Below are 17,975 nucleotides of genomic sequence, written 5' to 3' on the forward strand. Positions count from 1 at the left end.
GCGCTCTTTTGCACGGGAGTTGACCGGGGTACCTTCCGCCCCATGCCGATGCGAAAGCGGAGAACCCGCGGAGCCCGACTGCCGTACGGAACCCTCGTGGCCGCGGCCGCGGCCGCCGCCGCCCTGCTCGCGACCCTGGTCACTCCGGCGGGCGCGCAGCCGGAGCCGTCCGCGCCCACCGCGTCCTCCCTGGGCGCCGTACACGAGTCACGGCCCGTCCACTCCTACGCCGACGCCGTCCGTGAGTCCGTCTGGGTCGACACCGGACTCGACGGCGACGGGGACGGGCGCGCCGACCGGGTCGCCGTCGACATCGTCCGCCCCCGGGAGCCCGCCGCGGCAGGCCGCAAGATCCCCGTCATCATGGACGCCAGCCCGTACTACGCCTGTTGCGGACGGGGCAACGAAGGTCAGAGGAAGACGTACGACGCCGACGGGAACCCGGTGCAGTTCCCGCTCTTCTACGACAACTACTTCGTCCCGCGCGGCTACGCCTTCGTCGCCGTCGACCTCGCCGGCACCAACCGCTCCGACGGCTGCGACGACGTCGGAGGCCGCTCCGACGTGCGGTCAGCCAAGGCCGTCGTCGACTGGCTGAACGGCCGCGCCCGCGGATACACCAGCCGCACCGGCACGACCCGGGCCGGGGCCACGGGCTGGAGCACCGGCAACGTCGGCATGATCGGCAAGAGCTGGGACGGCACCATCGCCAACGGCGTGGCCGCCACCGGCGTGGAGGGGCTGAAGACGATCGTCCCGATCGGCGCCATCTCCTCCTGGTACGACTACTTCCACTCCCAGGGCGCCCCGCTCTACAACGCCAACCCGAGCTGGCTCTCCGACTACGTGAACAGCCCCGACGCCAGGGCCCGCTGCGGCGCCGTCCAGGACCGGATCACCGAGGCCACCCCGTACAGCGGCGACTGGACCCCGGCCTGGAGCGAGCGCGACCACGTGCGGGACGCCTCGAAGGTGAAGGCCAGCGTCTTCGTCGTCCACGGACAGCAGGACCTCAACGTCCGCGCCAACCATTTCGGGAAATGGTGGGACGCGCTCGCCGCCCACGGCGTCGAACGCAAGATCTGGCTCTCCCAGACCGGCCACGTCGACCCCTTCGACTTCCGGCGCACCGACTGGGTCCGCACCCTGCACCGCTGGTTCGACCACTACCTCCTCGGCTACGAGAACGGCATCGACCGCGAGCCGGTCGCCGACATCGAACGCGCCCCGGACCGCTGGACCACCGACCGGCAGTGGCCGCCGAGCGGCACCGCGACCACCACCCTGCGCCCCGCGCCCGGTGCCGAGCCCGGCCCCGGCACCCTCGGCCGGACGCCCGCCGCCCCCGGATCCACCGCGACCTTCACCGACGACCCGGGTCTGGGCGAACTGGACTGGGCCGCCCGGATCGACGCCGCGACCCCCGAGAAGGCCGGGTTCGTCACTCGCCCGCTCTCCCGCGACCTGCGGATCTCCGGCTCCTCGAAGGTGACCGTCACCGCCACCCCGACCACCGCCACCGCGCACCTCTCCGCCGTCCTCGTCGACCTCGGTCCCGACACGATCCGCGACTACGCGGCGGCGGGGGAGGGCATCACCACGCTGACCGACCGCACCTGCTGGGGCGCGAGCACCCCCGGCGACAGCGCCTGCTTCAAGGAGACCCGGGCCCGCACCACGGTCGTCGGCCTCACGGTCGTCAGCCGCGGCTGGGCCGACCTCGGCACCTGGGCGGACCCCCGCGAGGAGCGTCCGCTGACCCCTGGCAGGGCGTACACCCTCACCCTGGACCTCGCCGCCACCGACCACGTCGTCCCGGCCGGCCACCGTCTCGCCCTGATCGTCGGCGGCACCGACAGGGACCTGCTCGACCCCCCGTCGACCACACCGACCCTCACCCTCGACCTCGCCCGTACCCGGGCGAAGCTGCCCCTGGTGGGCGGCGCGGAGGCGTTCGCCCGCGCCACCACGGGACCTGCCCCGGCGGTACCCCCGCTCACCGTCGCCCCGTCCCTGACCGGCTCCGCACCGCCGGCCGGGATCGTCGGGCCGCGCCTCCCCGTACCGGGGGCCGCCCGATGAGACTCCGTACCGCGCACCGGAGCGCGCGCCGGGTGCTGGCCCTCACCGCCGGCACCGCCGCCCTCGCCCTGCCGCTGCTCACCGTCCCCGCCAAGGCGGCGGACAGTGCGCCCCCACGCCCCCTGCCGCGCACCGGCTTCGAGACGAGCCAGGGCGCGCGGTGGACCACCGAGGCCGAGGAGCGGGAGTTCCTCGCGGCCGTCGACCAGGGGAGCGACCGGGTGTCGCTGCGCACGATCGGCGCCACCTCGCAGGGCAGGCCACTGCGGCTCGCCACCCTCGGCACGGGCCGCGGCGGCACCACCGTGCTCCTCGTCTGCAGCCAGCACGGCGACGAACCCGCCGGCCGCGAGGCCTGCCTGAGCGCGCTGCGGGACCTCGCCCACGCCCAGGACCAGGACACCCTTCGCTTCCTCGCCCGCACCACCGTCCTCGTCGTCCCCACCGCCAACCCCGACGGCCGGGAGGCCGACACCCGGGGCAACGGCGACGGCGTCGACGTCAACCGCGACCACCTCGCCCTGCGCACCGCCGAGGCCCGGGCCGTCGCCGCCGTCATCCGCGACCGGCACCCCGAACTCGTCTATGACCTGCACGAGTACGGAGCCACCCCCCGGTACTACGACAAGGACCTGCTCGCCCTCTGGCCGCGCAGCCTCGACGCCGACCCGCACGTCCACGACGAGTCCCGGACGCTCTCGGAGTCCTACGTCCGGCCCGCCGCCGGGCTCGCCGGGTACAGCACCGGCATCTACGGCATCTGGACCGACCCCCTCACCGGCAAGCCGGTCAAGCAGGTCGCGGGCGACGGCCAGGAGCGGATCCTGCGCAACACCGCGGGCATCAAGCACTCCGCCGGCCTGCTCGTCGAGACCCGTCTCGACGCGCTCGACGAGACCGAGAAGGACGACCCGGCGCGCAACCACCGGCGCCGCGTCGCCACCCAACGGGCGGCCCTGGAAGGTGCCTTCGCCTACGTCGACGAGCGGCGCGGGCCCCTCGCGGCGGTCACCTCGGCCGCCCGGCACGCCGGATTCGCCGACCGGGGACCGGTCTTCCTCGGGGGCGCCGACAACGACCCGCCGGAGCCCGGGGAGATCCTCGCCGACCCGCCGTGCGGCTACCGCCTGGACGCGGCGCAGTACGCCGAGGTGGGCGACGAGCTCGACCTGCACGGGGTCACCGTCCGGCCGGACGGCGCCGGGGTGTTCGTCCCCCTGCGCCAGTCGCAGCGTGCGCTCGTCCCCCTGCTCCTCGACGCGCGCGCCACCTATCACCTCGTCAGTGGGAGTCCTGTGAAGGAATGTTGACGGTCCGGCATCAAGGGGGCGCAATGGCGTGAAACCGACGGCGGGGCAGGTAAAGTTACCGGCCGGTACTGACCATGCCTCGAACAGGCCGCAACGGCCTGGAAGTTGGAGAACCACCATGCGCCACGCGACGCCCCTGCGCCGCACCCTGACGGCTCTGCTCGCCACGACGCTGCTCGCCGGAGGCGTGCTGCTCGGGCAGACGGCCACCGCCGAGCCTGCGGCAGCCGCCACCGTCACCTGCAACATCGAGAAGCTGCGGGCCGACGCCCGCAAGGAGCGCGACCGGGCCAACCGTCTCAAGCACCTCGGCGCCAGGACGGAGGCCCGCAAGGCCCTCGCCCGCGCCGACGCCCTGGAGAACCGCGCCCGCCAGTGCGCCGACGCGGACGACAACAGCCGCCCGCCGCTCTGGCGGTAGCGGTAACGGGCTCACGAGGGGCGGGTGCGGTCCGAAAAGGGCCCCCCGCCCCGCGGCCCCCGCGCCCCTGCGATGCACGTCGCTCGCCGTGGCCGGGGCCGTACCGGAATCGGGACATTTCCAGGACCCGGCAGCCATGGAACGGGCCCGGGAGCAGGGAAATACTTCCTTCATGCCGCCCGCGTACACGACTTTCGACCTCACCGGCCCCCACCTCGACACCCCGGACCTCGTGGTCGACGGCAGGCCGCTCCTCCGCAGGCTCGACGAGGTCGAGGGGATCGACGCCGTCTCGCCCCTGGCGGCGGACCTCCCGCCCACCGTCCGCCCCGAACACCTCCGCCGGCTGCTCCTCGCCACCGGGCCCGCGCACGCCGACGGCCGCCTGACCGTCTACTCCTGCCCCGAGTGCGCGGACCCCGGCTGCGGCACGGTCACGGCCGTCGTCGAGCGCGACGGCGAGGACGTCGTCTGGCGCGACTTCGCCTGGCAGACCGGCGACCCCGACGCGGATCCCGGCGACCCCGACGCGGACCCCGGCCCCGCCGGCACCCCTGCCCCCGCCCCCGCCCCCGTCCCCGTCCAGGCCCTCGACCTGGCGCGTGACGGTTACCCCGGCGTAGGCCCGTACCGCTTCCGCGGCGACACCTACCGGGCCGTCCTGCTCCGCCTCCTCGCCGGCGCGACCACCGAGCCCCCGGGCACACCGCTCGTACGCGCCCGCGCCGCCGCCTGACCGGGTCCAGGGGGTGCCGTGTCGATCAGGCCGGATCAGGGAGCGGGGCAGGCCAGGCCGCCGGACACGCCCTCGCCCGCCCGTCGCCTAGGATTCGTTCCCTGATGACTGCAACCCTCGTCGCCAAGGACCTCGCCGCCGGCCACGGCGAACGCACCCTCTTCGCCGGGCTCGACCTCGTCGTCGCCCCCGGTGACGTGATCGGCCTCGTCGGCGTCAACGGCGCCGGGAAGTCCACCCTGCTGCGCCTGCTCGCCGGGCTCGACACCCCGGAGGAGGGCGAGCTGCGGCTCTCCCCGCCCACCGCGAGCGTCGGCCACCTCCCGCAGGAGCCCGAGCGGCGCCCCGGGGAGACCGTGCGCGAGTTCCTCGCCCGCCGTACCGGCGTCTCCGCCGCCCAGACCGCCATGGACGAGGCCACCCAGGGCCTCGTCGACGGCACGCCCGGCGCCGACGACGCGTACGCCGAGACGCTGGACCGCTGGCTGAACCTCGGCGGCGCCGACCTCGACGAGCGCGCCGAGGAGGTCGCCGACTCCCTCGGTCTGACCGTCGGCCTCGACCAGCCGATGACCTCGCTCTCCGGCGGCCAGGCCGCCCGCGCGGGTCTCGCCTCGCTCCTCCTCTCCCGCTACGACGTCTTCCTCCTCGACGAGCCCACCAACGACCTGGACCTCGACGGTCTGGAGCGTCTGGAGGCCTTCGTGAAGGGTCTGCGCGCCGGCACGGTCGTCATCAGCCACGACCGCGAGTTCCTCACCCGGACCGTCACCAAGGTCCTCGAACTCGACCTCGCCCAGCAGCAGATCACCCTCTTCGGCGGCGGTTACGACGCGTACCTCGACGAGCGGGACACCGCCCGGCGGCACGCCCGCGAGGACTTCGAGGAGTACGCCGGCAAGAAGGCCGCCCTCGAAGCCCGTGGCCACATGCAGCGGTCCTGGATGGACAAGGGCGTCAAGAACGCCCGTCGCAAGGCCACCGACGGCGACAAGCTCGGCCGCAACGCCCGCAGCGAGGCCAGCGAGAAGCAGGCCGCGAAGGCCCGGCAGACCCAGCGCATGATCGAACGCCTCGACGTCGTCGACGAGCCCCGCAAGGAGTGGGAGCTGCGGATGGAGATCGCCTCAGCCCCGCGCTCCGGCTCGGTCGTGGCGACCCTGCGCGAGGCCGAGGTGCGGCGCGGCGACTTCTCCTTCGGGCCCGTGACGCTGCAGATCGACTGGGCCGACCGGGTCGCCGTCACGGGCGCCAACGGAGCCGGCAAGTCGACGCTGCTCGCCGCCCTCCTCGGGCGCCTCCCGCTGGACTCGGGTGACACCGTCCTCGGCTCGGGCGTCGTCGTCGGCGAGGTCGATCAGGCCCGCAAGCTCTTCTACGGCACCGAGACGCTCCTCGACGCCTTCTGCGCGGCCGTCCCCGACACCGAGCCCGCCGAGGTCCGTACCCTGCTCGCCAAGTTCGGGCTGAAGGCGGAGCACGTCCTGCGGCCGGCCACCACGCTCTCCCCGGGCGAGCGGACGCGCGCCGGTCTCGCCCTGCTGCAGGGCCGGGGCGTGAACCTGCTGGTCCTCGACGAGCCGACCAACCACCTGGACCTGCCGGCCATCGAGCAGCTGGAGTCCGCCCTCGACTCGTACACGGGCACCCTGCTCCTGGTCACCCACGACCGGCGGATGCTCGACGCCGTCCGCACCACCCGCCGCATCGAGGTCGCCGACGGCAAGGTGACCGAGGTCTGATGACGGTCACCTTCGGCTGGGGGCCCGTCGAGGCACGGGCTCAAGGGGGTGTCTTGCCGATCGGGCCGGGCTCGCGGGGTCTGGCACCGCGCCTCGCCGCGTTGTCGTCACTCGCCGACGCTCCGCGTCGACTCCCTCCTCCGCCTTGCGATCCACGGCACCAGACCCCGCTCCCTGATCCGGCCCGATCGACAAGACACCCCCTCGCCCCGGCGGCCGCCTGCGTCGTCGTGGTCGACGTGCTCTCCTTCACCACGGCCGTCGGTGTCGCGGTCGAGGGCGGCGCCGCCGTCCACCCGTACCGCTGGCGGGACGCCACCGCGGTGGCGTACGCGCGGGAGAGGGACGCCGTCCTCGCCGTCGGCCGGAGCGAGGCCACCGAGGCGCACCCGTGGTCGCTCTCCCCGGCCGCCCTGCGCGCGGCGCCCATGCCCGACCGTCTTGTCCTGCCCTCCCCGAACGGCTCCACCATCGCGGCCGAGGCCGCCTCGGGCGGCGCGACCGTCGTCGCCGCCTCCCTGCGCAACCGCACGGCCGTCGCCCGCTGGCTCACGGACCGGGGGTACGGCTCCGAGGACCGCCCGATCGCCGTCATCGCCTCCGGCGAACGGTGGCCCGACGGCTCGCTGCGCCCCGCCCTCGAAGACCTGCTGGGCGCGGGAGCGGTGCTCTCCGCCCTCGTGGGTACGGGCACGCCGACCCCCCGAGGCGACCGCGGCGGCCACGCTGTGGGCGGCGACGGAGGACCCGGTCGCCGCCTTGCACGGCTGTGACTCGGGCCGTGAACTGTACGAGTACGGCTTTCCCCAGGACGTGGCCGTGGCCGCAGAGACCGACAGCTCGACGGCCGTCCCCGTCCTCGTGGACGGCGCTTTCCAGGAGGCACCATGACCGACCTACTGACCCGGCTGACCGAGATGCTGGACGATCTGGACGCGGACGTCGACGAGACGATCGACCTCGCCGACGAGATCGCGTCCTCGGGTGACGCCGGCCTCCTGCCCCGCCTCCAGGCGGAGCTGGACCGTGCCCTCACCGAGCGGAACGCCTACGCCCGTGAGCTCCTCGGCGGCGTCCTCGCCGCCCTCGGCGGCCCGGACGCCCTCCCGGCGCTGATCCGCGCCTCCGCCGTCGATCTCGGTGACGACCAGGACGGCCTGGCCGCCGAGATCGTCGAGCTGGTCCAGGCGGACCCGAAGGCGGCAGACCGCGTCCTGCGGCCCCTCACGGACGACGACGACCTCGCCGTCGCCCACCGCGCCGACTGGGCGCTGCGCTTCCTGCCGTAACCCCGCCGGACGCGAGAGAGGCCACAGCCCGCCCGGGCTGTGGCCTCTCTCGTACGGCAGCGTGTGCGGAGCCCGGGGCGGTACGGCCTGCGTACCGCTCCGGGGCCCTCGCGCTCGCCTACTTACGCTTGCCGCCGCCCTCGCCCAGGAGGCCGGCCTTGCGGAGGGCGTCCGCCATCGCGCTGTTGCCCGGCGCCGGGGCCGAGGAGCGGTCCCTGCCGCCCCCGCCCCGCTCGTCCCTTCCGCCACGCTCGTTACGGCGACCACCGCCACCGCCGGCGCCGCCACCGGCACCTCCACCGCCCTGCCGCTGCTGCGGCGGCCGGCCACCCCGGTCGGCCCGCTCCGCGCGCTCGGCCCGCTCGCCCCGCCGGGGCGCACCGCCCGGCGCGTCCGCGCCCGCCTCGTCGTCCAGCCGCAGGGTCAGCGAGATCCGCTTGCGCGGGATGTCGACGTCCATGACCTTGACCTTGACGACGTCGCCGGGCTTCACGACGTCACGCGGGTCCTTGACGAAGGTCTTCGACATCGCCGACACGTGCACCAGACCGTCCTGGTGCACACCGATGTCGACGAACGCCCCGAAGGCGGCCACGTTCGTGACGACCCCCTCCAGGATCATGCCGGACGCCAGGTCGCCGATCTTCTCGACGCCCTCCTTGAAGGTGGCCGTCTTGAACGCCGGCCGCGGGTCGCGGCCCGGCTTCTCCAGCTCGCGCAGGATGTCCGTCACGGTCGGCAGACCGAAGGTCTCGTCGACGAAGTCGTCGGCGCGCAGCGAGCGCAGCGTGCCCGTGTCGCCGATGAGCGAGGCGACCTGGCCGCCCGTCGTCTTCGCCATCCGGCGCACCACGGGGTACGCCTCCGGGTGGACCGCGGAGGAGTCGAGCGGGTCGTCGCCGCCCCGGATGCGCAGGAAGCCCGCGCACTGCTCGTACGCCTTCGGGCCGAGCCGGGCCACGTCCTTGAGCGCCTTGCGCGAGCGGAACGGGCCGTTGGCGTCCCGGTGCGCGACGATGTTCTCGGCGAGGCCGGAGCTGATCCCGGAGACCCGCGAAAGAAGCGGCGTGGAGGCGGTGTTGACGTCGACGCCGACACCGTTCACGCAGTCCTCGACCACCGCGTCCAGCGAGCGCGAGAGCTTCACCTCGGCCAGGTCGTGCTGGTACTGGCCGACGCCGATCGACTTCGGGTCGATCTTCACCAGCTCCGCGAGCGGGTCCTGGAGACGCCGGGCGATCGAGACGGCGCCGCGCAACGACACGTCGAGATCGGGGAGTTCCTGCGAGCCGAAGGCGGAGGCCGAGTAGACCGAGGCGCCCGCCTCCGAGACCATCACCTTGGTGAGGTTCAACTCGGGGTGCCTGGCGAGCAGTTCGGCCGCCAGCTTGTCGGTCTCGCGGGAGGCCGTGCCGTTGCCGATCGCGACCAGCTCGACCGCGTGCTGCTTCGCGAGGCGCGCCAGCCTGTCGAGCGCCTGGTCCCACTTGTTCGCGGGAACGTGCGGGTAGATCGTGTCGGTGGCCACGACCTTGCCGGTCGCGTCGACGACCGCGACCTTCACGCCGGTACGGAAGCCGGGGTCGAGCCCGAGCGTCGCCCGGGTGCCGGCGGGTGCGGCGAGCAGCAGGTCGCGCAGGTTCGCCGCGAAGACCCGTACCGCCTCGTCCTCGGCGGCCGTGCGCAGCCGCAGCCGCAGGTCGATCCCGAGGTGGACCAGGATGCGGGTCCGCCAGGCCCAGCGGACCGTGTCCTGGAGCCACTTGTCGCCGGGGCGCCCCCGGTCGGCCACGCCGAAGCGGTGCGCGACGATGCCCTCGTACGAGGACGGGCCGGGCGTCTCGGAGGGCTCCTCCGGCTCCAGGTCCAGGCTGAGGACGTCCTCCTTCTCGCCGCGCAGCATGGCGAGCACCCGGTGCGAGGGCAGCGCGGTGAACGGCTCGGCGAAGTCGAAGTAGTCGGCGAACTTCGCCCCCGCCTCCTCCTGTCCGTCCCGCACCTTCGCCGCCAGCCGGCCCCGGCTCCACATGCGCTCGCGCAGTTCGCCGATCAGGTCGGCGTCCTCGGAGAACTTCTCGGTGAGGATCGCCCGCGCGCCCTCCAGGGCGGCGCTGGTGTCCGCGACGCCCTTGTCCGCGTCGACGAAGGCCGCGGCGGCGGACGCCGGCTCCACCGAGGGGTCGCCGAGCAGCCCCTCCGCCAGCGGCGTCAGACCCGCCTCGCGGGCGATCTGCGCCTTCGTCCTGCGCTTCGGCTTGAAGGGCAGGTAGATGTCCTCCAGCCGCGCCTTGGTGTCGGCGGCCCGGATCCGGGCCTCCAGCTCCTCGGTCAGCTTGCCCTGCTCGCGCACCGAGTCGAGGATCGCCGACCGGCGGTCCTCCAGCTCGCGCAGATAACGCAGCCGCTCCTCCAGGGTGCGCAGCTGCGTGTCGTCGAGCATCTCGGTCGCTTCCTTGCGGTAGCGCGCGATGAACGGCACGGTCGAACCGCCGTCGAGCAGTTCGACGGCCGCCCTCACCTGTCGCTCGCGTACGCCGAGCTCCTCGGCGATCCTTGCTTCGATGGACGTCGTCACGGTGTCCCGACTCGCCTTCTCGTGCCTCAAGCTTGCGAGTGCATTGTGCCGGGTCGGTCACCCGGATGCGGCAACCGACCCGTCCCGCGCGCGTCCCGGCGCCCGGGTCAGCCCTTGCTGATGAGGTCGTCGGGGAAGGCCCCGGCGACCGCCGCCGTCACGAGGAAGCCGCGTCCCAGCTCGGTGAGCCGCTCGACCCCGGCCGCGCCGAGGTGCTCGTACGGGGCGGAGTCCAGCCGGTCGGTCTGCTGCTCCAGCTCGTCGCGGAGCGCCGTACCCGCCTCGGTCAGTTCGCCTTCGGCGTCGAGGAGCCCGCGCCCGCGCAGCCGCTCCGCCGCCGCCTCCCAGTCGGCGCGCTTCCAGCCGCGCGTGCCGAGGACCCAGCGCGGGGCCATGCCCTTGCCGGTGGCGGTGTGGGAGACGAGGGCCTCGACGGGGTCGAGTCCGGCGGAGAGCAGGGCCGCGAGGTGGCCGTCGCCCCGGTGCTCGCGCAGCAGGGTCGTGGCGTACCAGTAGGCGAGGTGCGGGGCGTCCGGCACCGGCAGGTCCGCGTTGGCCGAGTAGAGCGGCCGGGCGTGCCGGGTGCAGGCCTCCGTGGCGCGCAGGGCGAGCACCGCCGCCTCGGCCATCTCCGGGGAGGAGACGGTCTCCTCGCCGAGGAGTCGGCGCAGGGTCGCGTCGGCGGTGCGCAGCCGGGCGTCCAGGACGTCGGCGGGGGAGGCGGTCTCCCAGACGGCGGGGAAGTGCCGGGCGAGCAGCTCGTGGTTGTAGTTGTAGAAGGTCGCGGCGACCGTGCCCGGGCCCACCGCGCCGAGGGCGGCACTCCGCGCGGCGAGGCGCATCGCGCTCTCGTCGGTGAAGCCGAGAGCGGTGAACTCGCGGTCCAGGTCCGGCGAGAAGTAGAGCGTGGAGTGCAGCGGGTTGAGGGCGTTGTGGCAGCGGCGTCCGGCGCGCGGCGGCAGGGCAGTCGTCATGGACCGAAGGTTACCGACTGGTCGGTACGACGGGAACAGCTGGACGGCAGGACTCCGGCGGCCGATGGCAGGAAAGGTGGGATGTGCGTCGTTGCGGACGCCCTCGGGTCCGCCAAGGATGGACGCATGACGCAGCGACCTGTCCTCGTCGTCCTCTTCGACGGCGTGCAGAGCCTCGACGTCACCGGCCCCTTCGAGGTGTTCGCCGGTGCCGGCCGCGCCGCCGGCGACCCCGCCGCGTACCCGATCCGCACCGCCTCCCTGGACGGCGGACCGGTCCGTACGCACAGCGGGCTGCGACTGCTCCCCGACACCACCCTCGCCGAGGCGGTCGCCGACGGCGCCCCCCACACCCTCGTCGTCCCCGGCGGCGAGGGCACCCGGCGGCCCGACCCGGCGCTGATCGACTGGCTGCGCACGCACGCCCCGCGCGCCGTGCGGCTGGTCTCCGTCTGCACCGGGGCACTGCTCCTCGCCGAGGCCGGGCTCCTCGACGGACACCGGGTCACGACCCACTGGCTCGCCTGCGACCACCTCGCCCGCTGCTACCCCGAGGTCGACGTCGACCCGGACCCCATCTTCGTCCGGGACGGACGGCTCTCCACCTCCGCCGGCGTCACCGCCGGCATCGACCTGGCGCTCGCCCTCGTCGAGGAGGACCTCGGCCGGACCGTCGCCCTCACCGTCGCCCGCCACCTGGTCGTCTTCCTGCGCCGCCCCGGCAACCAGGCCCAGTTCAGCGCCCAGCTCTCCGCCCAGACCGCCCACCGGGAGCCGCTGCGCGACCTCCAGCACTGGATCACCGAGCACCCGGGCGCCGACCTCTCCGTCGAGGCGCTCGCCGCCCGCGCCAGGCTCTCGCCCCGCCACTTCGCCCGCGCCTTCCACGCCGAGACCGGCACCACCCCCGGCCGCTACGTCGACCGGGTCCGGCTCGAACACGCCCGTCGCCTCCTGGAGGAGACCTCGCGCGGCGTCGAGGAGGTCTCCCGCGCCTCCGGCTACGGCACCCCCGAGGCGATGCGCCGCGCCTTCGTCAAGGCGCTCGACACCGCCCCGGCCGAGTACCGCCGCCGCTTCCACGTGGTCCTGGGGTGACCCGTCACCTCCGCCGCCGTCAACCCCTGCCGTCGCCTTCGACCTCGTGGTTGATCGAGCGCCGTCAGGAGTCGATCCGTTCGTCGACGGATCCCTTCGTCGACCGATCCGTCGCCTACGACCGCGCCACCAACGACCCCGCCCATCGAAAGGGACCACCGTGCAGATCGCCGTCCTGCTCTACGACCGCTTCACCACGCTCGACGCCGTCGGACCGTACGAGCTCCTGGCCCGCCTGCCCGGGGCCGAGACCGTCTTCGTGGCCAAGGAGACCGGCCCCGTCCGCAACGACCAGGGCAGCCTCGCTCTCGTCGCCGACCGGACCCTCGCCGAGGTCCCGCGCCCGGACATCGTCCTCGTCCCCGGCGGCCCTGACGCGCGGGTGGCCATGAACGACCCGGAGATCCTCGACTGGCTCCGTACCGCCGACGCCACCAGTACCTGGACCACCTCCGTCTGCACCGGCTCGCTGATCCTCGCCGCGGCGGGCCTGCTCAAGGACCGCCGGGCGACGACGCACTGGCTCGCCTTCGACGAGCTGAGGGCCCTCGGCGTCGAACCCACCGGCGAGCGGGTCGTCTTCGACGGCAAGTACGTGACCGCCGCCGGGGTCTCCTCCGGCATCGACATGGCGCTGCACCTGCTGGGCAGGATCGCCGGCGACGAGACCGCCCAGACGATCCAGCTGCTCACCGAGTACGACCCGCAGCCGCCGTACGACGCGGGCTCCCCGGAGAAGGCCCCGGCCGCGATCGTCGCGTACTGGCGAGACGGCGGCGACAAGGCCGCCGCGCAGGAGCGGTGATCAGAGCCCGTACGTGAAGCGGGGCGCGCGGCGCTCCAGGAAGGCGGCGACCCCCTCCGCGGTGTCGCCGCTGCCGCGCGCCTGCTCCGCCCAGTGGGCGTCCCGGTCCACGCGTCCGTCGGCGAACTCCTTGGCCGCCGCCTGGGTGAGCAGCGAGCGGGAGGTGAGGACCCGGCCGAACTCGGCCACGCGCTTGTCCAGTGCGCCCGCCGGGTGCACCTCGTCCACGAACCCGGTCCGCAGCGCCCGCTCGGAGTCCATCAACTCACCCGAGAACAACAGGTACTTGGCGGTGGAGGGGCCCACGAGCGCGGTCAGTCTGCGGGTCGACGAGGACGGATAGACGATGCCGAGCTTCGAGGGCGTGATCCCGAACCGGGCCCCTTCCTCGGCGAATCGCAGATCGCAGGCGCCGGCGAGCTGGCTGCCACCGCCGACGCAGAAGCCCCGGACGGCCGCGAGCGTCGGCTTCGGGAAGGCCGCGAGCGCCTCCTCCGCCCGTACCGCGAGACTCTGCTGCTCGTCGCCGGGCTCCCGCAGCGCCGAGATGTCCGCCCCGGCGCAGAAGGTGTCGCCCTCACCGGTCAGGACGAGGGCCCGCACCGCGCGGTCGGCGGCAAGCCGGTCCAGCACCCCGGGCAGCGCCCGCCACATGCCGACGCTCATCGCGTTGCGCTTCGCGGGGTTGGCGATGACGACGGTGGCGACCCCGTCCGTGACGCTGTGCTTCAGCTGCGGCTCCATGGGCCGGATGCTATCCGTCCTACCCGAACGTACGATCAGGAAGGGGCGCTCCGAGGAGGCTCCATACGGCGAAGGATCGTCGGTAGGGTGACGCCGCCGCTCCCCGTATCGAGGGGGCCGCCGGAGCCGTCGCCGGAGCCCCGGATCCGGACCTCTCGGAAAGCGCACGCGATCAGTCGAACAACTGACATTGGCATACCCACCCGATCAGAAGGTGGCCGATAAGTGTCGACTTCTGGTCAGTAGGCCGGTCTGCCCGCGCGCATTGCCAAGACTCGATCCGTGGCGAGAATCGAGCACGAGGGTGGGAACCGGACCGTGGACACCCACGGAGGTGTGCCCACCCGGTCACCGTCCTACGAAGGAGTCTGGCGCTTCACCGCACCCGCGGTAGACGTCTCCGTCCCGCAGGCCCGGCACGCCGTACGCGACCTGTTGGTCCGCCAGGGAGTCCCCGTCCATGAGGAGATCATGGACGGACTGCTGCTGATCGTCTCCGAGCTGGTCACCAACGCCGTGCGGCACGCGGCGCTGCTGTCGCCGGAGATAGCGGTGGAGGTCGCGATCGGTCCCGAGTGGATCCGGGTGTCGGTCGAGGACAACCACCCGTACCGCCCCAAGGCGTTGGAGGCGGACTACGGGCAGACCGGGGGGCGCGGGCTGCTCCTGGTCCGGGAGGTCGCCCAGGAGGCCGGCGGCACCTGCGACGTCGAGCACACGGCGAGCGGCGGGAAGATCATCTGGGCGGCGCTGCCCCTGGCCCCGATGGCACCGGGGCCGGGGGGCGCACCGCAGGAGGCGACGGTCACCAGCCCCCGGACGGACCCGTCAGCTCCCTGACGGCCGGACGCGCCGCGTCGAGCACCGTCATGAACCAGGCGGAGAACGGCGCGGCGGCGTGCCGCTCGGCCAGCTCGGCGGCGGTCACGAAGGCGGTGTCCTCGATCTCCTCCGGGTCCGGCCGCGGTTCGGCCTGCACCAGGCCGACGAAGAGGTGGTTGAACTCCTGCTCCACCAGGCCCGAGGCCGGGTCCGGATGGTTGTAGCGGACGGTGCCCGCCTCGGCGAGCAGCGTCGGGGAGACGCCGAGCTCCTCGAACGTCCGCCGTGCGGCGGCCGCGAACGGCGCCTCGCCCGGGTAGGGGTGGCCGCAGCAGGTGTTCGACCAGACGCCGGGGGAGTGGTACTTGCCGAGCGCCCGACGCTGGAGCAGCAGACGACCGGACTCGTCGAAGAGGAAGACGGAGAAGGCGCGGTGCAGCTGACCCGGCGCCTGGTGGGCGGCGAGCTTCTCCGCCGTGCCGATGGTCGTCCCGTCCTCGTCGACCAGTTCGAGCATGATCGGCGCCGGAACTCCGGACGGCTGGACACCGTTCGACGTGATCTCCGGCGAGATCTGAGCCGCGGTGGCTGGTGTGGTCGGCATACCCATCCTTCGCTTCGGTCCTCGCCCCGATGGGGCCACCCCAGTCTGCCGTACAAAAGCGGCTTGTCCGCACTTCGTCGGCCGGACGTCGCCGCTCCCGCCGCACCGGAGTACACCGGTGCGGCGGGAGCGGAGGGACCTCGGTGGGCCGTCAGACCCCGAAAGCCGCCGGATAGACGAGGGTGCCCGCGGGAACAGGCACGGAACCGTCCAGGACGAGCGCCATCATGGCCTCGTCCGGAACCTCGAAACCTGGCTTGATTCCATACTCGGACGCCCGTACGAACCCGAACCGCGGGTAGTACTCCGGATGGCCCAGGACGAGGACGAGCGGCTCCCCGCGGAGCCGGGCCGCGTCGAGCACCGCCCGGACGACCGCCTGTCCGGCACCCGTCCGCTGGTACTCCGGAGCGACCGAGACCGGCGCGAGCGCAGCCGCCGCTTCCCCGTTCACCCGGCAGCGGGTGATCAGGGCGTGCGCCGCGATCGTGCCGTCCGGGGCCTCCGCCACGTACGACAGGCCGGGCAGCCAGGCGTCGGCGTCCAGCCGGAGGTTGTCGACCAGATCGGCCTCCACCTCCGACGGGGTGTCCACCGACCCGAAGGCCGTCGACACGACCCGCCACACCGCCGGGGCGTCCTCGGCGGTCTCCCGGCGGACGTGCCAGCGCGGATCGGCGGGCCGCAGGACGAAACCGGCGTACCCGTAGTCGCCGCCGTGCTCGCGGCGCAGGGCGATCTCGGTGCGCGCCCCGGCCACGGCCTCGGCCATGCCCGGCACGGTGGTGTCCGCCGCCTCGGCGTGCGCGGCGAGCGGGACGTAGTACTCGTCCCAGTCGCTCTCCGGCTGCGGGACGGTCCCCAGGACGTGGTAGCCGGCGTCGACCGCCGCCGCCGCGTTCCCGGCGACGGTACGGAGCGAGTAGTGCTCCTCCCAGAAGGCGCGGGCCTCGGGGCCCGGCTCCGCGACGGTCCACACGCACTCGGTGAGCACGAGGGTGCCGCCGGGCGCGAGCAGCCTGCGCCACTCCGCCAGGGCCCGGTCGAAGCCGAGCACGAAGACCGAGCTCTCGGCCCAGACCAGGTCGAAGGAGCCGTCGGGGAACGGCAGTGCGCCCATGTCGGCGCGGAGGGTGTGGATCGAGCCGTCGAGCCCGCGCGCGGCCGCGGACTCCCGCAGCTCGGCGAGGAACGGCTCGTGGGTGTCGACGGCGGTCACCTCGGCGCCCGCCTCGGCGGCCAGGAGCAGCGCGGAACGGCCCGGGCCGCAGCCCAGGTCGAGCACGCGCGGACGCTCCGGAAGCCTGCCCGCGAGCGCGAGGAGCCGACGGGTGGTGGTGTCGGAACCGGGACCCTGCCGCGGGAGACCGTGGTGCAGGGCGAAGAAGGAGTCGTACAAAGCGTTGTCGGACAACGTGGGAAACCCTTGTGTGAGAGGGCCCCGGCCGACGACGTGACGTACCGGTGGGAAGACCGGGATCAGGTCAGCCGGTGACCCGGGAGCTGAAGCTGGACCGGGCGCTGCCGTAGTGGGCAGCCTCCATCGCGACGGTCATCAACCCAGCTCCTCTCCACACGTGTTCGTACGAGGACCCTAACAGGCCGGGCGTCTCAGAGGCAGAGCTTCGCCTCGTGCTGCGCGTGACCGGCCGGCTCCAGCTGGAAGGTGCAGTGCTCCACGTCGAAGTGTGAGCCCAGGCACCCCTGGAGGTCGTGCAGCATCTTCTCGTGCCCGACCGAGTCGAGCGCGCCCTGGTCCACCACCACATGGGCGGAGAGGACCGGCATCCCTGAGGTGATCGTCCAGGCGTGCAGGTCGTGGACGTCCTCGACGCCCGGCAGGGCCAGGATGTGGGCCCGTACCTCCGCCATGTCGACGCCCTTGGGCGCCGCCTCCAGGAGCACGTCCAGCGTCTCGCGCAGCAGCTTGATCGTGCGGGGCACGATCATCAGGCCGATCACGATCGAGGCGATCGGGTCGGCGTACTGCCAGCCCGTGGCCAGGATGATGCCGGCGGCGATGATCACCGTCACCGAGCCGAGCGCGTCCGCGAGGACCTCCAGATACGCCCCGCGCACGTTGAGGCTGTCCTTCTGGCCCCGTGCGAGCAGGGAGAGGGAGATCATGTTGGCCGCCAGGCCGACCACGGCGAAGGCGATCGTCAGGCCGCCCTTGGTCTCGGCCGGCTCGACGAACCGCTGGATCGCCTCGTACAGCACGTAACCGCCGACGACGAGCAGCAGGAGGCAGTTGGCGAGCGCCGCCAGGATCTCGGCGCGGGCGAAGCCGAAGGTGCGGTTCCCGGAGGGCGGCCGGTTGGCGAAGTGGATCGCGAGCAGCGCCATCGCGAGGCCGACCGCGTCGGTCGCCATGTGGGCCGCGTCGGCGATCAGCGCCAGCGAGTCGGCGACCACACCGCCGATGATCTCGATCACCATCACGGAGAGCGTGATGCCGAGCGCGATCCGCAGTCGGTTCTTGTACGCGGCCCCCGCGGTGCCCGTGGGGGGAGCTCCGCCGTGACTGTGCCCGTGGTCGTGTCCAGCCCCCATGAGATGGCCTCCCGATCGAGTCGTTCCGTCTGCCCCAGGTTGGCAAGTGAACTACGGGTGGGGGGTATGTGCAACACGGTACTGAACACCGTTGTCATATGCTCTGACCTGCGGTGATGTCATCGGCGCCGGCCATGGCGGGAATCGCTCGGCCAGGGCCCTCCGGGTGGTGCCGAACCGGGGTTCGTGGGGCGGACGGCCGATCGCCCATGATGATCTT

The 17,975-nt window shown here is 73.3% G+C and carries 16 protein-coding genes; 10 read left to right on the plus strand and 6 right to left on the minus strand.

The features are described from left to right. Positions 1-48 precede the first annotated feature (48 nt). The 7 genes from OG580_RS30310 to OG580_RS30340 all read left to right on the plus strand — a co-directional run bounded on the left by OG580_RS30310 (position 49) and on the right by OG580_RS30340 (position 7,580). Positions 49-2,082: a Xaa-Pro dipeptidyl-peptidase gene (locus tag OG580_RS30310; protein ID WP_267048186.1), complete on the plus strand. Its 2,034-nt coding sequence runs from the start codon at positions 49-51 to the stop codon at positions 2,080-2,082. Next, a complete protein-coding gene (locus OG580_RS30315; RefSeq protein WP_267046827.1) occupies positions 2,079-3,392 on the plus strand; it encodes a M14 family metallocarboxypeptidase in 1,314 nt (437 codons plus the stop codon). Before OG580_RS30310 ends, OG580_RS30315 begins: the two co-directional genes overlap by 4 nt. Positions 3,393-3,510: 118 nt before the next feature. Continuing rightward, positions 3,511-3,813: a hypothetical protein gene (locus OG580_RS30320; protein WP_267046828.1), complete on the plus strand. Its 303-nt coding sequence runs from the start codon at positions 3,511-3,513 to the stop codon at positions 3,811-3,813. A gap of 136 nt (positions 3,814-3,949) precedes the next feature. Beyond that, positions 3,950-4,549: a hypothetical protein gene (locus OG580_RS30325; protein WP_323182634.1), complete on the plus strand. Its 600-nt coding sequence runs from the start codon at positions 3,950-3,952 to the stop codon at positions 4,547-4,549. A gap of 104 nt (positions 4,550-4,653) precedes the next feature. Beyond that, on the plus strand, positions 4,654-6,291 hold the full coding sequence (locus OG580_RS30330; RefSeq protein WP_267046829.1) for an ABC-F family ATP-binding cassette domain-containing protein: 1,638 nt from the start codon (positions 4,654-4,656) through the stop codon (positions 6,289-6,291). A gap of 230 nt (positions 6,292-6,521) precedes the next feature. After that, a complete protein-coding gene (locus OG580_RS30335; RefSeq protein WP_267046830.1) occupies positions 6,522-7,064 on the plus strand; it encodes a 2-phosphosulfolactate phosphatase in 543 nt (180 codons plus the stop codon). Between the two features lie 114 nt (positions 7,065-7,178). Next, positions 7,179-7,580 carry a hypothetical protein gene (locus tag OG580_RS30340; RefSeq protein WP_267046831.1) on the plus strand — a complete coding sequence of 134 codons (402 nt, stop codon included), beginning with the start codon at positions 7,179-7,181 and terminating at the stop codon, positions 7,578-7,580. 118 nt (positions 7,581-7,698) lie between these two features. Here the strand turns inward: OG580_RS30340 and OG580_RS30345 are convergent, their stop codons facing one another. Next, positions 7,699-10,155 (minus strand): Tex family protein, encoded by a 2,457-nt coding sequence (locus OG580_RS30345; RefSeq protein ID WP_267046832.1) that lies wholly within the window; start codon positions 10,153-10,155, stop codon positions 7,699-7,701. Between the two features lie 107 nt (positions 10,156-10,262). Further along, positions 10,263-11,129 carry a hypothetical protein gene (locus OG580_RS30350; protein WP_267046833.1) on the minus strand — a complete coding sequence of 289 codons (867 nt, stop codon included), beginning with the start codon at positions 11,127-11,129 and terminating at the stop codon, positions 10,263-10,265. A gap of 126 nt (positions 11,130-11,255) precedes the next feature. Between OG580_RS30350 and OG580_RS30355 the strand changes: the two genes are divergently transcribed. Both OG580_RS30355 and OG580_RS30360 read left to right on the plus strand, forming a co-directional pair. Further along, entirely contained in the window at positions 11,256-12,227 is a 972-nt protein-coding gene (locus OG580_RS30355; protein ID WP_267046834.1) for a GlxA family transcriptional regulator, read from the plus strand. A gap of 160 nt (positions 12,228-12,387) precedes the next feature. Next, positions 12,388-13,032, plus strand: coding sequence for a DJ-1/PfpI family protein (locus OG580_RS30360; protein WP_267046835.1), 645 nt, complete (start codon positions 12,388-12,390; stop codon positions 13,030-13,032). Here OG580_RS30360 and OG580_RS30365 read toward each other — a convergent pair whose 3' ends face one another. Further along, positions 13,033-13,776: an enoyl-CoA hydratase/isomerase family protein gene (locus OG580_RS30365; protein WP_267046836.1), complete on the minus strand. Its 744-nt coding sequence runs from the start codon at positions 13,774-13,776 to the stop codon at positions 13,033-13,035. Between the two features lie 318 nt (positions 13,777-14,094). On the opposite strand from OG580_RS30365, the gene OG580_RS30370 reads away from it, so the two are divergent. Then, positions 14,095-14,616, plus strand: a complete 522-nt coding sequence (locus tag OG580_RS30370) for an ATP-binding protein (protein ID WP_267048187.1) — start codon at positions 14,095-14,097, stop codon at positions 14,614-14,616. On the opposite strand, the gene idi is transcribed toward OG580_RS30370, so the two are convergent. From idi to OG580_RS30385, 3 genes are all read right to left on the minus strand, one after another. After that, complete coding sequence (gene idi / locus OG580_RS30375; RefSeq protein WP_267046837.1) at positions 14,582-15,202, minus strand: isopentenyl-diphosphate Delta-isomerase; 621 nt, start codon at positions 15,200-15,202, stop codon at positions 14,582-14,584. The genes OG580_RS30370 and idi overlap by 35 nt on opposite strands. Before the next feature lie 151 nt (positions 15,203-15,353). Next, positions 15,354-16,616 carry a bifunctional class I SAM-dependent methyltransferase/N-acetyltransferase gene (locus tag OG580_RS30380; protein WP_267046838.1) on the minus strand — a complete coding sequence of 421 codons (1,263 nt, stop codon included), beginning with the start codon at positions 16,614-16,616 and terminating at the stop codon, positions 15,354-15,356. A 197-nt stretch (positions 16,617-16,813) separates the two neighbouring features. Continuing rightward, positions 16,814-17,755, minus strand: coding sequence for a cation diffusion facilitator family transporter (locus OG580_RS30385; RefSeq protein ID WP_267046839.1), 942 nt, complete (start codon positions 17,753-17,755; stop codon positions 16,814-16,816). Positions 17,756-17,975 lie beyond the last annotated feature (220 nt).

Source organism: Streptomyces sp. NBC_00094 (genome assembly GCF_026343125.1).
Taxonomy (GTDB): domain Bacteria; phylum Actinomycetota; class Actinomycetes; order Streptomycetales; family Streptomycetaceae; genus Streptomyces.

Excerpts from the sequence above, each read along its gene's own strand:
- OG580_RS30340 (WP_267046831.1), top strand. The coding sequence starts at position 7,179 with ATGACCGACCTACTGACCCGGCTGACCGAGATGCTGGACGATCTGGAC.
- OG580_RS30315 (WP_267046827.1), top strand. The coding sequence starts at position 2,079 with ATGAGACTCCGTACCGCGCACCGGAGCGCGCGCCGGGTGCTGGCCCTC.
- OG580_RS30330 (WP_267046829.1), top strand. The coding sequence starts at position 4,654 with ATGACTGCAACCCTCGTCGCCAAGGACCTCGCCGCCGGCCACGGCGAA.
- OG580_RS30355 (WP_267046834.1), top strand. The coding sequence starts at position 11,256 with ATGACGCAGCGACCTGTCCTCGTCGTCCTCTTCGACGGCGTGCAGAGC.
- OG580_RS30385 (WP_267046839.1), bottom strand. The coding sequence starts at position 17,755 with ATGGGGGCTGGACACGACCACGGGCACAGTCACGGCGGAGCTCCCCCC.
- OG580_RS30350 (WP_267046833.1), bottom strand. The coding sequence starts at position 11,129 with ATGACGACTGCCCTGCCGCCGCGCGCCGGACGCCGCTGCCACAACGCC.
- OG580_RS30310 (WP_267048186.1), top strand. The coding sequence starts at position 49 with ATGCGAAAGCGGAGAACCCGCGGAGCCCGACTGCCGTACGGAACCCTC.
- OG580_RS30325 (WP_323182634.1), top strand. The coding sequence starts at position 3,950 with ATGGAACGGGCCCGGGAGCAGGGAAATACTTCCTTCATGCCGCCCGCG.
- OG580_RS30365 (WP_267046836.1), bottom strand. The coding sequence starts at position 13,776 with ATGGAGCCGCAGCTGAAGCACAGCGTCACGGACGGGGTCGCCACCGTC.
- OG580_RS30320 (WP_267046828.1), top strand. The coding sequence starts at position 3,511 with ATGCGCCACGCGACGCCCCTGCGCCGCACCCTGACGGCTCTGCTCGCC.
- idi (WP_267046837.1), bottom strand. The coding sequence starts at position 15,202 with ATGCCGACCACACCAGCCACCGCGGCTCAGATCTCGCCGGAGATCACG.